General features: G+C 30.6%; 9 protein-coding genes. 4 read left to right on the top strand and 5 right to left on the bottom strand.

What is annotated here, in order from left to right:
• Window positions 1-47 precede the first annotated feature (47 nt).
• Complete coding sequence (locus V8G56_RS16140; RefSeq protein WP_395439497.1) at window positions 48-317, bottom strand: hypothetical protein; 270 nt, start codon at window positions 315-317, stop codon at window positions 48-50.
• A 270-nt stretch (window positions 318-587) separates the two neighbouring features.
• Between V8G56_RS16140 and V8G56_RS16135 the strand changes: the two genes are divergently transcribed.
• A complete protein-coding gene (locus V8G56_RS16135; RefSeq protein WP_395439496.1) occupies window positions 588-1,673 on the top strand; it encodes a Fic family protein in 1,086 nt (361 codons plus the stop codon).
• A 481-nt stretch (window positions 1,674-2,154) separates the two neighbouring features.
• Here the strand turns inward: V8G56_RS16135 and V8G56_RS16130 are convergent, their stop codons facing one another.
• From V8G56_RS16130 to V8G56_RS16115, 4 genes are all read right to left on the bottom strand, one after another.
• The gene (locus tag V8G56_RS16130) at window positions 2,155-2,496 is read right to left on the bottom strand and encodes a hypothetical protein (RefSeq protein WP_395439495.1); all 342 of its coding nucleotides are present in this window, start codon (window positions 2,494-2,496) and stop codon (window positions 2,155-2,157) included.
• A gap of 97 nt (window positions 2,497-2,593) precedes the next feature.
• Window positions 2,594-3,172, bottom strand: coding sequence for a hypothetical protein (locus tag V8G56_RS16125; RefSeq protein ID WP_395439494.1), 579 nt, complete (start codon window positions 3,170-3,172; stop codon window positions 2,594-2,596).
• 75 nt (window positions 3,173-3,247) lie between these two features.
• Complete coding sequence (locus tag V8G56_RS16120) at window positions 3,248-4,159, bottom strand: metallophosphoesterase (protein ID WP_395439493.1); 912 nt, start codon at window positions 4,157-4,159, stop codon at window positions 3,248-3,250.
• A gap of 279 nt (window positions 4,160-4,438) precedes the next feature.
• Window positions 4,439-8,164, bottom strand: a complete 3,726-nt coding sequence (locus V8G56_RS16115; protein WP_395439492.1) for an nSTAND3 domain-containing NTPase — start codon at window positions 8,162-8,164, stop codon at window positions 4,439-4,441.
• 691 nt (window positions 8,165-8,855) lie between these two features.
• On the opposite strand from V8G56_RS16115, the gene rnhA reads away from it, so the two are divergent.
• The 3 genes from rnhA (at window position 8,856) to V8G56_RS16100 (ending at window position 15,386) form a co-directional block, all read left to right on the top strand.
• Window positions 8,856-9,545 (top strand): ribonuclease HI, encoded by a 690-nt coding sequence (rnhA, locus tag V8G56_RS16110; RefSeq protein WP_395439491.1) that lies wholly within the window; start codon window positions 8,856-8,858, stop codon window positions 9,543-9,545.
• Between the two features lie 315 nt (window positions 9,546-9,860).
• On the top strand, window positions 9,861-12,233 hold the full coding sequence (locus tag V8G56_RS16105) for a UvrD-helicase domain-containing protein (protein WP_395439490.1): 2,373 nt from the start codon (window positions 9,861-9,863) through the stop codon (window positions 12,231-12,233).
• Between the two features lie 81 nt (window positions 12,234-12,314).
• Window positions 12,315-15,386 (top strand): type I restriction endonuclease subunit R, encoded by a 3,072-nt coding sequence (locus V8G56_RS16100; RefSeq protein WP_395439489.1) that lies wholly within the window; start codon window positions 12,315-12,317, stop codon window positions 15,384-15,386.
• Window positions 15,387-15,389: the final 3 nt, after the last annotated feature.

Here is a 15,389-nt window from a genome sequence, read left to right as displayed (position 1 = left end):
AAATGTATTGTACCGTTTTTTTTATTCTAATTAAAAAATTAAATATACTAATTCTTTGACTTTTCAATCATATCAAATAATATTTCTTTTGGGGATGAGGTTTGGTAAAGGTCTTTTAATTGCTTTTCTAATCTATTACCTTTTACATAGAGTTTGTATAAGTCGTCTGAACTTTTAATCTTTTCTTTTAAGCCAGTAATTGTTTTTAACTCCTGTTCTAAAGCCAGAATATTTAATAAACGCCTATGTTGTTCAACATTTAAATGAGGAACGCCTTGAGAACTTAAAACACCTTTATAATAATTTGAGAAAACCATATGTCAAAATTATTGAATATGTCCTTTAGTCCTTGCCTATGATTGTAGTAATTATGAATTAGAGAAATGGCTAATTAATTGAAATATACTATGGGTTACCGTAACACTTGCTTTATAAAAGAGTTTACATTTATCTAAAACGGAGGTTATTTGGGTTAAAAGGTTAAAATTAACGAGCGTAAGTTTTATCCTTATAGTATAAACAAAGGTAAATATTTAGTATATTTACCCTCGTTTGTATAACGCAAGTAATTATTACCCTTGTTCAAAATGACAGATTTTAATAGAAATATACCCTATAATAGCTTACCACTATTACCACCAAAGGTAACATTAGAAACCACTAAAGTATTACGAAAGACTATTGATGCTAGTAGAGCATTAGCACAACTTAATGGTATGCTCACTAATTTACCTAACCCTACCTTATTTTTAGATACAATTCATTTACAGGAAGCAAAAGCAAGTTCTGAAATAGAGAATATAATAACAACTAATGACGATTTGTACAAGTCTATTGTTGCCGATAAAAAGTTTGATAACCCAGCAACAAAAGAAGTTATAAGTTATAAAGAAGCACTTTGGAATGGTTTACAACTTATTGAAAAACGTCCTTTTATAACAATCAATCTTTGTGTTGAAATAGTACAAAGCATTAAAAAGAATACAGCAGGCATTAGAACTACTCCTGGAACTGCTTTAAAAAACGCAAAAGACGAAACTATTTATACACCACCGACTGGTGAAGCTGTTATAAGAGAAAAGTTGGCTAATCTCGAAACTTTTATAAATGGTAAAGATGCTATAGACCCTTTGATTAAAATGGCGTTAATGCACTACCAATTTGAAGCGATACATCCTTTTAGTGATGGTAATGGTAGAACAGGACGTATTTTGCTGTTATTATACTTAAAACTTGAAAAACTATTAGATACACCAGCTATTTATTTAAGTGAATATATAATAAAAAACAAAGCAGACTATTATACCAAACTACGTGAGGTTACCGAAAATGAAGATTGGGAAGCGTGGATAATCTATATGCTTGAAATGGTAGAGTATACTGCCAACAAAGGATTACAACGTTTAAAGGATGTAAATAACTTAATGGAGCAAGTGGCTGCAGAAATTAAAGAAACGTTACCAAAAGTATATACTAAAGAATTAGTTGAAATACTGTTTAGATTGCCTTACACAAAAAGACAGTTTTTAATTGATGCTAAATTAGGCACACCAAAAACGGTTGGTAACTATTTAAATGATTTAGAGAAAGCTGGCTTTTTAATTTCTGAAAAAGTGGGTAAAGAAAAACTATATCTCAATCATAGATTAATGTCTGTTTTAGAAGCATTTTAATTGTCTTGGTTAATGAAATGAAACAAACAAAGATTTGAGGCCCCCCCACACTCCGGAACCTAGTCCGTTTCCTCTAGTAAAATCAAGGGTTTACGTTTTTAAGTCAGCTTAGGGTAACTAAAAGGGTAACTACTTTTTTATTTATGTTTTTATATTTCATTTTATTGATTAGATTCTCATGTCCCGTCCAGACCGCAAAGTTGCAAAAATGCTCTAAGAAATTAGGGCTTTTTTTTTAAACTTAAGACGTTGTGTTGTCTGATATATGTAGTAGTATATCAGGGGTTTAAGTAGTTAAGCCGATGGAAAGCTTTCCTTTTTTCTTTACCGAAAATTGGGATGCTTTTTTGTTTAACCGGGGACGTTTCCGGGGACGGTTTTGACGTATGTAATAAAAAATAAAAATTATTTTATAAAATAATTTTTTTGAGTGCTATTTTCTTTTTTTAAAACAATTTTGCCTCATTAATACGTCAGTTTACTAAAAGGACCTGTTAAATCCTTTTTTACCATTTTCAATTATTGAATTTTTAAAATCTAATATAGCCTGCAATTGTATTATTTTTTGTTTCAGATTGCTTATTTCATTTAATAGTTCATTTTCACGAACAGGATTAATTTTTAATTCACCATATCCATCCTGATATATATTTAAAATACTTGCTATCCATTCGGAAAAGCTTATGCCATGTGATTCGGCAATTTTAGAATATCGTATTTTTTCATTTGGGGTTACTTTTGCACATATAGTTATCGTACGATTGTTATGCCTATTTTCCATTATATTTAAATTTATTATGGGTATACTTGGAGTATACCTCAAGTATACCTGATTTAATTACTATTAAAGTTAACTGTTAATTTAAAAAAAAGCAAAAAGATTATCTTATTTCTGATAGTATGTTATATAGCGTTTTTTTTCAGGGTTCAATTATTTTATTTATCTGACCATATTTACATTTAACAGGATTAAGTTTCAGAAGACTACTCAAAGTTATTGTTTTCTGTTTTGGAAGTTTTTCTTCAAGAATTCTAGTTTCTAGTACATAAAATGCCCATTGGTCAAGGTCTAAAGGATTAATTGTTTTCTGGTCTGTATGATGAAGTAAGCAGAAAATATAATAATCACTATCCCTAAAAGGTTTTCCGTCAAATCTGTTTTTTATAGGGTCATAATTTTTACTGGGATTAATACTATATATTATTTTCGAAATTTTAGATTGTTCCCATGTTTGAATATAAGCTGAAGTTTTGATCTCTATTTTTAACCCTTTTTTTGAGGTTAAATCATAAGACTTCCAATCAGTTCGAAGAGTTTTGTTAACTCCTAGATCGTTAGCAACTATGAATTCAGCAAGATATCCTCTTGTTGTATTTGCTAGTAAATCAGATGTTGACCATTGCCAGAATTCCAATAAACTAATTTTATTTAAATCACTTTTTGACTTAAATTTCTCTTCTCCTGTTTTTCTAGTAATTTCAATTGGTCCTAGATCCATTTTTATATGCTATATAACGGTTAGTATATGGCTCGTTTTAATGCGCTATTAACATTGTTATGTGATGTAATTTTTTTAAACATATTTTAAGTTTCTTCTATCTAAAATCTTTTCCCCGTTAAATCGGTATGCAACAAGTTTTCCGCCTTTTGCAATGCTATAGTCTAGGCAGCAGATATTGTCTTTGTATAGTGATGGCTCACCTTTTAGCCAATAATGCCCGAAAAATACTATCTTGTCATCACCACGATAAAAGTCAGGGGATTTTAATTCGGATAATTTAATCGGTTCTTCAGGTAATTTTTCAATGGGTTCAACGCTTATTGACTTGTATGTCATTTTTGAAGGGTCTTCCCACCATTTTATTCGTATTTCAGTTCTTCTGGTTCCGTCTTTATCTATAAAAAAAAGTCCCTCAGGCATTTGCATTTCTTTGCCTTTAAGCGTTTGTTCAATTGCCTCATTCAGTTCTGTTCCTTTCTTTACTGATTCATAAATGAGGTCATCAGTCAATCTGTCGTTGACTAAGGTCTTTTTTAGAAATTCGATGTTATCGTTGTCCCAACAGGCGTGAACAGCTTTAAATGTGTCCGTTTCGAAATAAAGAGGCAATGTTTTGAACCAATCCAAATACTCTTCATATTCCCTTTGTCTATTCTGAAATTGTTTGAGTGTTTCGTAATGTTGAATGATATTTTTAATCAAATGTTTTCTAAGGTGTCCGCCTTCGGTTTCTTGGAAATGGAAACATAGTGCATTGTATTCATGATTTCCCATTAACGCAATTGCATTTTCACTCTCAACCATCGACTTAACAATGTAAAGTGTTTCCCTAATTTTCGGTCCTCTGTCAATGTAGTCGCCAACAAATAATACTTTCCTGTTAGGATGCGAATAAGCTCCATTACTTTTTTTATAGCCTAACTTAACAAGTAATTCTTCAAGTTTGTCAGCGTGCCCGTGAATGTCTCCAATGAGGTCTATCATAAATTATAAGTCGCCTTTTTATTATATCACATAACGGTCTTGTATATGAAAAGTAGCGGATTTGTAGCACTAACTTTTCGGATTTTAATAGATCTTTAATTTATTCATTTTCTTTCGATTAAGCGATTAAACCGCTATTTTTTATATACGTTGTTGTACACTGGCTTTTTTCCTTTCCGATTGTCATCCAGCGTTGGTAAAGACATACTCTTTTGCAATTTTTGGCTTGTGTTTTGGCTGTAGCGAATTGCAAATGTGTATGGCTTTAAGCGGTGGCTATTAGTATCTCGATAAAAATCTTCTTTGTCTTTCTCTATCACCACTTTTTAAACACCATTCAATTCGGTCATTTAAATATTTTTTTATTGGAATTAGTTTAATGCCTAAGTCTGATTTTTCGACAATCGAAAGTATTCGTCTCCAATCAGCAGCCTCAATATCGGAAAGTATTACATCACCTGAGCCACTCGTTCCATTTCCTCTCCACGCAAGATGTCTAAAGTCTTCTACATTTTGATTTAGAGATATATAAAGTAAAAGAACTTTTTCAAACATATCTTGACAAGAGTGCCTAATAATATCAACAATAATTTCTATTTTCTTAGTGTCTTTGTTATTGTCAATTACATACTTTTCAATAAAATTGTTTGCTCTTGATTTATGAGGCTCTACTAAATTCCAGAAGAATGCATTACAAAAATGTTCTAGTATACCATAGTAAGTATCTTTTTCAATTATTAAATCAAATATCTTAACTAATAGCTCTTCAGCATCTTTTAATTCCCAAATAACCTGTAGATTTTTTCTATCTGAAGAAATTCTATTACTAGATTCAGTAAAGAGGCTATCAATATATTCGACAAGGAAGTTTGAATCTAGTTTGAGAATTTTTAAGAGACCTTTTTGTTCATAATCAAATGATGTTTGAAGTTTATCTTGTTGTATATAGCTTTTCTTAACTAAATCTAAATCGTCACCCAGATTATCGAAATGAGTATCAAACAAATCCATCCATAACAATATATCGAACTCCTCGTCCTCATTTTTTTTAAGTACTAACTTTAATATTGATTGGAATAAGTTTGGCTCTTTTTCCAAATATTTTTGAAGCATATCAAAATGAATTGTATAGCGCTCATCAATGTTTTCAACCGTCTCTAATAAGTTCTTCACTTTTTCATCATCAATTAAAGAAGTTGATAAATAATTGAAATATGACATTTGCCATTGAAATTTTGATTTGAAACTATAGTCCGAAATTAATTTCCATATTTTTGATGCCTTCTCAGAATCATTTAATTGATTGCGAAAAACAGCCCACGGTAAATAACCAATCTCATTATCTTTTTTTACAGTTTCAATTAGCATTTCTAAACCTAATTCAAAATTTTTATTAAGGTTTTCGTCAATAATACAGTCATATGATTTATTATAGTTCCAATTATTATCGCTGACATTACTTAGATAAATGAAGCTTTTATAGAATCCTTTAAACTCGTCAATAGAGCTGAATATGAAAGATTTCCTAATTTCATTTTCTTTCAACCTATCGTATTCTCTGAAATCATCAAACTCAAACATCTCTTTATCTCTAATTCTGTTCCAATCTATTAAGAGAAATGTTTTATACATATCATTTATAAACTGCTCTTTTAGAGATGAGAATATTGGTAAGTCAATTGAATTACTTTGTAAATCTTTGATTTGTCTTTGTACATATCTACAATGCTCAAACGATTCATTATTTAATTTTTTTTGAATTATTTCAACAATAAAATTAACATCAAACTCTAATAAATCCTTGGTTATGTCTCTTCTGCCACTTGGGTGACTTAATAAAACATTAAATGATTCTTTTGGATAATCATCAAAATTGCTAAACAAAGAATTCCATATTTTTTCTCTAAAATTTTTAACGGAATGAGATGCTGGAATTGGATAATCATACCAAGTAATAGAATTATTTCTTCCTCCCTTAATTTGATGATATTTAAAAGCTATAAAGCTTTTTGAAAGCTCGAAAAAAGCAATTGAATACAATTTATCGTTTGAGTTTAGACCTTCAATTAGACAGTCAAATAGTACATTCTGTCTTTCAAATCGATATTTTTCGTCTTCAACATCAAAACTTAATTTCTCTCTAACTTTATGAATTAATTCAGGTAGATGTTTTGGTTGTTTTCTGACATATTCGAAAGAGAGTTGTATCGCATCTTTTAAATTTGATGGAAATCTAAAAAACTCACCTAAAAGTTCAATTATATCGTTCTTGTCGTATGCAAATTGATTATTCTTATAAGTTACAGTGTAATCTTCAGTCTCTTCTTTCTCGAGGCCTTCAATAAATTCATAGACATATGCTAGAGATTCGTCCTGAAGATAGTACCAGAAAGTTGCTAGTAGTTTTAAAGCTTTTTTATGCTCTCCTTTAATCGTTTTCCAATAATCCTGAAGTTTTGGCTTTAATTTTTCCATTACATTCTCAGGGCCAAATGTGTTATTGGCAGGAATTACACAATCATTAAAACGATAATTATTGGACTCAAAATAATTACTTAGTAGAACCTCGAAAGAAAGTAAATCATCTTTTATGAATGCTTTGTAGAAAAAGTAAGTTGAAATATTCTGTTCAGGTATTTTAATGTGTTCAAACTGAATTTCAACAAGTTCTAGTTTATCAAGTATATCAATAGCATCAATGAATTCATCGTATTCTATATTGAAATTTGCTAAAATAGATTCAGTTACAGCCCTGTCCTTGTAAGGTATAGTATAGAAAAATGCAATAATACCGAGAATCTTAATGTTTAAATCGGTAGCAAATTCTCCTTCATCTTTTATAAATGTGGAAAAATACTTTTCAAATAAATCGGAAACATCAGAAAGCACGTAAATATTTTGTTCGGCTTTAGCTAATAAGGAAGTCATAATAGCCAACCTTGGATTACCATCTGAAATTTGAATAATTACTCTTTGATATTCAGGGTTTAATATCTCAAAAGGTTTAGCTTCAATAATATCTTTTATTTGCTCATCATTTAATTTGTATACATCAACCCTTTGAGGTGAAAATTCTTGACATAATAATCCAATCTCTTGGAATGCATAATCACGAACAGTTATTATGATTTTTAGTTTACCTTTTCTTGGTGTTTTGTAAAAACCGATTATTTGATTGAATGCATCTATCCTGTTTGCGTCATCAACAAATAAAATATAGTTTTCGTCTTCTTTGAAGTATTGATAAAGGTCATTTAGTAATGTGTGATTTTTATAAGAAATGCAGTAAGCATTATAATCTAGGTTCTCTTTAAGAAAATTATAAATAGATTCTAATGCTAATTTTGTTTTTCCTACTCCAGGTGCACCAGTAAGAATTATAATATCTGATTCATTCAAGGAATTACATAGTTCAGTAAGTTCTTTTTCTCTATGTAAAAACGTATTGTCTAATGGTGTTGAAATACCTTTAGAGGCACTATTGTATTCTTTTATGAATTGTTTAATGGATACAATCTGTCCTGTGTCTAAAGGTAAGCCTAGATATTGATGAGTTAAATCTCGATGGTGAAGATGAAGTTCTACAGCTAATGAATCTAGAGTATAAACAGTAAGTTGGATATAAGTACCAGATAGAAGATTTTTTAATTCCTCAACTTCATCTGCCTTTAGACTAAAGTTAATACATAAAATTATTTCAGAAATTTTATTTAACTCAATACCAGTCTTAGTTACATCAATACATTTATTTATATCGTCTTTTAGTTTTGAAAGTCCAGAAGTTATATTTGTTGAGTGCTCAACAAAAATATATTGTCCATTTGGTAGAAGTAAAAAAGAATCTGGTGTTCCTACTGTAGTTTTTTGTTTTCCACTTTGACTTCCAGTCCTTGAAAAGGCAGAGTAGTTTTTATTTCTAATACTTAAAAAGCTGTCACATAATTCTTGGAAAACGGCATCGTTTATTGAAGTTAATTCCTTTTCGATTTCTTGTAGTCTGCTCATCTCATTGCGTGTTGGCTAAAAACAGCTCTTTTGGTTTTTAAACGTTGGCTTTAGTAGTGGGAAAACCAAATGTGCTGTTTGTGCGGCTGGTTTCCATAGCTTGTGTACAACAAGTAGATATATTTACTAGTATATATACCCACACTATATATACACTAAAAGGTGAATATATCCTTCAAATATGGGTGGGTATATTCACCAAGCGTATCTATTTCATCAATAAAGATACTCAAATATAGTTTTCTGTTTGAACGTATTTTATGACAACAGTCACATTTGTATGTATTTTCGAATAGTTCAATAAATGTAACTTCTATTTAGGAAAGATTTGTGCGGTATTCCTTACGGTTCTTCTTTAGTTTATTTAAATAAGTTTTTTTCTTTCAAAACGCAATATTTATCATATGATACTGTCAAAATTAATCTTAAAATACTAAAAAAATCTCTGGTCAAAACAATAGGAGAAAAGAGTGTTCATGTTTTAGTAATACAATTTCTTATTTTGTTTCTCTATTATTTCGGGTAATTATTTTGAAGATTCGGAAATTCAGTAAATGAACGTATTTTTGAATAAGGTTCGAATCTGAGGGGGAAGGTAGTTCAAGATTTTTTTAAACAATAGTTTCATTTAAGCATCATAATTAAATAAATTTAACTTTTTAAATTATATAAATTATTAGTCTGAATTAATATGCAGAAATGGGAAGAAATACCAAATATTGAATTGTTTTCTGATGGGGGAGCTGAACCGAACCCAGGGAAAGGGGGTTTTGGTGTTATACTTTCTTATAAAGGAAGAACAAAAGAGTTTTCTCAAGGCTATGAATTAACTACAAATAACCGAATGGAGTTGATGGCGGTGATTTTTGGTCTAGAAAAAATAAAAACCAAAGCAAAGGTTACAGTGTACTCAGATTCCAAATATGTTGTTGATGGCATAGTAAAAGGTTGGGCAGTAAATTGGGAAAGGAACAATTGGATTCGCAAAAAAGGTAATTTAGTGCTTAATAGGGATTTATGGGAAAGATTATTGGATTTTATTGACAAACATGAAGTTACATTTAAATGGGTAAAAGGACATGACGGACATATTGAAAATGAACAATGTGATGTTTTAGCTAATCAAGGCATTAACTCAGAACATAAAATCGAGGATGAAGGCTACTTAGAGTATTTAGAAAATATTGAGTACTACCAAGAACAGAAAATTGTGAAGGAAGGTGATTTATGTAGAAAATGTAATACTTCAGTAATTAAGAAAACTCCAAAAAACAAAAAAATAAAACAAAATCAAACCTATTATTATGAGTATTATCTACTTTGTCCCACATGCAAAACCATGTATATGGTTGAAGAAGCAAAAAGAGAAGTGACGAAGTAATGTCATTAATATTATAGTTTTGTTTACATTGGGTAGTGATTTTTTAGAGGAAACGATAATAGAGCAAACGATAATAAATTAATAACTAAAAAAATAACTATTTAAAATACACCTTTAACTTCTTGAGTATTATAAAACTCCACTTTTTAACAAACTTTTACTCTAATTAAGGTAAAACCGTAAATGCTTTTGTATGAAAAATTATATATTTGAAAGTAATGAGATAGGTGACTTAAGTCATAAAATGTTTTCCTAATAACAAGTATTTTTAGCATCAATTATGAGGAAACCCTTCTTTACTGAGAAAATAAATTAATGAAACAAATTACAACAAACACCGATTTAACAAGTCTTAATCAAAAACAACTTGAAGCGGTGATGTCTGAAGAAAAAAGGCTTTTAGTACTCGCTGGTGCTGGTTCTGGAAAAACAAAAACCCTTATTCAAAAATTAGAATATCTAATTAAGGACAAAAAAGTCAAAACTTCTGAAATTTTAGCCATCACTTTTACAAAAAATGCAACTAATGAAATGATAGATCGGCTCATTATGGCAGCAGATTTTTCTGGTGATTATGAGGCGTTATTTAAAACCAAGAGAAAAGTTGATCAAATTACACAAGATCGATATACTTATTTAAAAAAGTATAAATGGGTTAAAAATGTGTCGATAAGCACATTTCATAGTCTTTGTTATAAAATAATGAAAGACTGGGGAACGAAAGGAACTTTGAATAATTTCAATGACAACAGTTTCAGATTAATTCTAGATTCAAAGTCCGCAGATGAAGATTTAAATTCTTTAACGGCTAAGGAAACGAGAGGGGACGTTTTGGGGAGGATTCTTATTGAATGTTGTGAAGACAAGAATTTTTTAATTGATTTTAAAAAATATTTATTGGATTATCTGGTAGATAGAATTGATTTTACTCCAAGTAAAAAAGGTAAGGATTATCCAACGAATTACACAAGTTTAAACGGAACAAAAGTTCGTTCAAAATCGGAACAATATATTGCAGATTGGTTATATCGTCACAACATCAAATTTATTTATGAGCCTATTGTAAATATTAAGAAATTTGATTTTAAGCCAGATTTCTTTATTCCTGAAGCCAATGTTTATTTAGAGCATATCAGTAATTTAAGTGCTCCAATGGCGGCGAAGGAAAAGGAATTATTGGAAGGTGGCAAAGTGCTTGTTAAAACTTATGAATCACAAACAAAAGATACGGCATTCTTTAATCTAATTCTGGAAAAATCTATAAAAGGCCGTCTCCCTTTGGATTATAAATATGATTCTAGCTTAAATTATGAAGAAGAGTTCAAGTACTACCATAAGGAAGTAAATGACTTCAGAAAGCAAGTGTTAACCACAATGGATATGATCAAAGTAGAGAATTTTGATCTTAGCAGTGTTGCAAATAAGGGTAAGAAAAGCGCTCATGAAAGAGTAAGAAAATTTTATGAATTTGCTGAAATACTAATTGAAAAATACAATGAATATTGTGTCAATAAATCCTATCAAGACTTCAATGATTTAATATTAGGAACAATTGACTTGTTAAAGAAAAATAATACGTTGCTTGATACTATTAGAAAGCGATTTAAATACGTTCTAGTGGATGAATTTCAAGATGTAAACAGTTTGCAAGTCGATCTATTAACCCTTCTTTTAAAAGAAGATACACAGTTATTTTGTGTAGGAGACGATTGGCAAAGTATTTATGGTTTTAGAGGTTCAAACGTTGATTATATAGTTAATTTCGAACAGCATTATCCAAATTCCAATATTATAAAACTTGATGTTAACTATCGCAGCACGCCTAACATTGTTGGAGCAAGTAATGAATTAATAAAACATAATAAATTTAGGGTAGACAAGCATATTGAAGCTTTTAAAGAGGGAAATAGTGCTATTCATGTATTTGAAGGGGAAACAGAAGAACAAAATATTGATTATGCTATTGTTCAAGTCAAAAAGTTAATAGATCAAGGATTTAATAAAGAAGATATCCTCTTTTTATATAGAAGAAGTAATATGTATAAGGCATATTTTGAGGCCTTTAAAAAATCAGGATTATTTGTGAGTTCTAAAACAATTCATTCCTCAAAAGGATTAGAGTCAAAAGCGGTTTTTATCATTGGTTTAACTGATGGTAAAGGAGGTTTTCCAGATGTTTGGCTGTCTGATATTATTTTCCAAACTATTAAGGAGACAAAGCATGATTTATTACTAGAGGAGGAAAGACGTTTGTTTTATGTAGCTTTAACAAGAGCAAAGGATCACCTATTTTTAATGACTCAAAAAGATAATCCTTCAAGATTTATAAATGAGATTCCAAGAAAGTACAAACGTGAACCAAAAAGTGTTGATTCAGAAGTTTTTAAAATATATCAATGTGATTGTGGTAATACAGTAAATGAAACAGATAACTATTGTTCTAAATGTGGTTCTAAATTAAGTAAAGAAAAAGTAACTTTAGATCAAAAATTACTTTCTGCATCTAACTTAGGAAAAATTAAAGGTAAATCCTATAATGAAGTTATTGCCAAAATGACTTCAAAGAAATACATTCTCGATAAGTATACTATTACTGCGGAAGGAGAAAAAATTGGGATTAAATATAATGAGGGTAAAAACGGTGATAAATGGATTGTTTACCCTGAATCATTAGCTGAATTGTTATAAATTTTTGCTTAGCTTAAAATTTGTAAAAGGCAGAATGGTAGTAAGAATTTAACATCATAGAGTACATTGAAATAATATAATATGGCCTTTAACGAAGACTCCAGAGTAAAATTACCAGCAATACTTCACCTAACCCAGTTGGGCTATACGTACTTATCTTTAAAAGAAGCCGATTGGGATTTAGAAACCAATATTTTTAAAGATATTTTTAAAAAATCCATAGCAAAAATTAATAAAGGTATTTCAGAAGCGGACATTAATCGACTCTATCAGGAAATTGATCTGGCACTTGAAAATGAAGATTTAGGTAAAGTCTTTTTTGAAATGCTCACCAATCGTTCAGGCATTAGGCTTATTGATTTTGAAAACTTTGATAATAACGATTTTCATATGGTTACTGAATTACCTTATCAAAATGGAGAAGATAATTTCAGACCAGATGTTATTTGTCTAATTAATGGTATGCCATTGGTGTTTATTGAAGTTAAAAAACCAAATAATCGTGATGGGGTTATTGCCGAACGAAACCGTATAGAATCTCGTTTTCAAAATAAAAAATTTAGAAAGTTTGTGAATATTACTCAGTTCATGATTTTTTCTAATAATATGGAGTATGATGACAATGAGATTGAGCCTTGGCAAGGTGCCTTTTATGCGTCTCCATCTTATCAAAAACCCGTATTCAATTATTTTAGAGAAGAAATTGGCTTTAATCTATCCAAAGAGCTGAAACCATTAGACTTTAAAGTCGAGGATTTTTTACTCAAAGACACCAATTATCAATCTATAAAAAATAGTGTTGAATATGCTACTAACAAAAATCCTAATTCAGCTACCAATCGTATTTTAACCTCTTTATTAAGTAAAGAGCGCTTAAAGTTTATGTTGCAATATGCTTTGGCATATGTAAAAGAAATTAATGGTTTAGAAAAGCATATAATGCGTTATCCACAATTGTTTGCTACTAAAGCTATTGAGACTAAATTGGATGAAGGGATTCGTAAAGGGATTATTTGGCATACGCAAGGAAGTGGTAAAACAGCCTTAGCTTATTACAATACGCATTTTTTGACGGATTATTTCCAAAAGCAACATATCATACCAAAGTTTTATTTCATTGTAGACCGTTTGGATTTGTTAAGCCAAGCACGCGATGAGTTTACGGCTCGTGGCTTAAAAGTACACACCGTAAAAACTAGGGAAGCGTTTGTAGCAGATTTGAAGAAAACCACAGCAGTTAATAATGACAGAGGTCAAAGAGAAATTACGGTAGTAAACATTCAAAAGTTTGAAAATGACTCAGATGTTATTACTACAACCGATTACAATATCAATATTCAACGCGTTTATTTTTTAGATGAAGTTCATCGTAGTTATAATCCAGAAGGTAGTTTTTTAGCTAATTTGGAACAGTCTGATAGGAATGCCATTAAAATTGGATTAACGGGTACACCATTAATAGGCGAAAGCTTGAAGTCTAAAGACTTATTTGGCAATTATATTCATAAGTACTATTATAACAAATCTATTGCTGATGGCTATACCTTAAAACTGATTCGTGAGGAAATAGAGACCGAATATAAAATTCTGCTTAAAAAAGCATTGGATAGTATAGATATTATGAAAGGTGAAGCAGATAAAAAGTATGTTTATGCTCATCCATCCTTTGTAGCACCTATGCTAAAGTATATTGTTAACGACTTTCAGCAGTTTAGACAACGAAATAATGACCCAAGTGTTGGTGGTATGGTTATTTGCGACAGTAGTGAACAAGCCGAAGAAATGTACGCCATTTTTAATCGTGTTTATGCCGACCCTGAATCAGATGGGTCAATCTTGATGGCTGCTGAACCCAATACAAAATATAGTGAATTACGTAAAGAAGACTATCGCGTTAAAAAAGCAGCACTTATTTTGTACGATTCAGGAAGTAAAGATGACTTAACACAATGGCGTGATGATTTCAAAGCAGGAAAGATTGACTTTTTGTTTGTTTATAATATGCTACTTACCGGTTTTGATGCGAAACGTTTAAAGAAAATCTATCTAGGGCGAGTTATTAAAGCACATAATTTATTGCAAGCCCTAACACGTGTTAATCGTAAATATAAGAGTTATAAATATGGACATGTTGTAGATTTTGCAGACATCTCTAAAGAGTTTGATAAAACTAACAAAGCCTATTTTGACGAGTTGCAAGAACTTTTAGGAGATGAAATGGAAAGCTATTCTAACTTATTCATGACACGTGAAGAAATGGAAGCTTCCATTCGTGAAATTAAGGAAACCCTTGCGGATTATGATTTAAAAAATGCAGAAAACTTCTCCTCTCAAATCTCCCAAATAAGCGACCATGGCGAGATGCTGAAAATTAAAAAGGCCTTAGAAGATGCTCGCGCTTTATATAATATCATTCGTTTGCTTGGTGAGTATGAGCTTTTGGAAAAGATGGATTTCAGAAAATTAGGGGAGTTACGAATTGAAGCCGTAAATCATTTAGCTTTAATTAATGCTAAGGATGCTTTACAGCAAAATGAAGACGTTGGGAATCTGCTCAATATGGCATTGGAAGATATTGTATTTGGATTCCGAAAAATCGGTGAGAATGAATTGGTGCTTGCTGGCGAACTTAAAGACATCCTTAAAAAAACCAGAGAAGCTTTGGGTAATAATTTTGACACCAAAGACCCTGAATGGATTAGTTTATATGAAGAATTGCGTCGTTTGTTTGACGATAAAAATTTAAATGAGGTAACGCAAGATGAAATGCAAACCAATATCACCTCCTTAAAAAGTATTCACGAAAAAATCAAAGAATTGAACAGACGCAATGCGTTATTGAAAGATAAATACGAAGGCGATGCCAAATATGCACGTGTGCAAAAACGTTTGATAGAAGCAGGCAAACCTTCAAAATTAAAAACAGCTATTATAGAGGCCTTACAAAACATTAAATCACAAACTGATATTGCTGTACTAGATAGAAATGACAGTCTAAATAACGAAAGTTATTTTGCGCGTATCGTTGCTAAACTGGTGTTTATCGAGTTTAATAAAACACTCGATACGCCCATGGATGTAGATACCATCGAGTTTATTCGCAACATGATAGTAGAAGAATACCTAAATGAATACCACGGAAAAACCGCATAATAA

The sequence above is a fragment of the Gaetbulibacter aquiaggeris genome (genome assembly GCF_044003965.1).
GTDB lineage: Bacteria > Bacteroidota > Bacteroidia > Flavobacteriales > Flavobacteriaceae > Yeosuana > Yeosuana aquiaggeris.
Note: the sequence above shows the minus strand (reverse complement) of the source record. Positions and strands in the feature narration are given on the sequence as shown.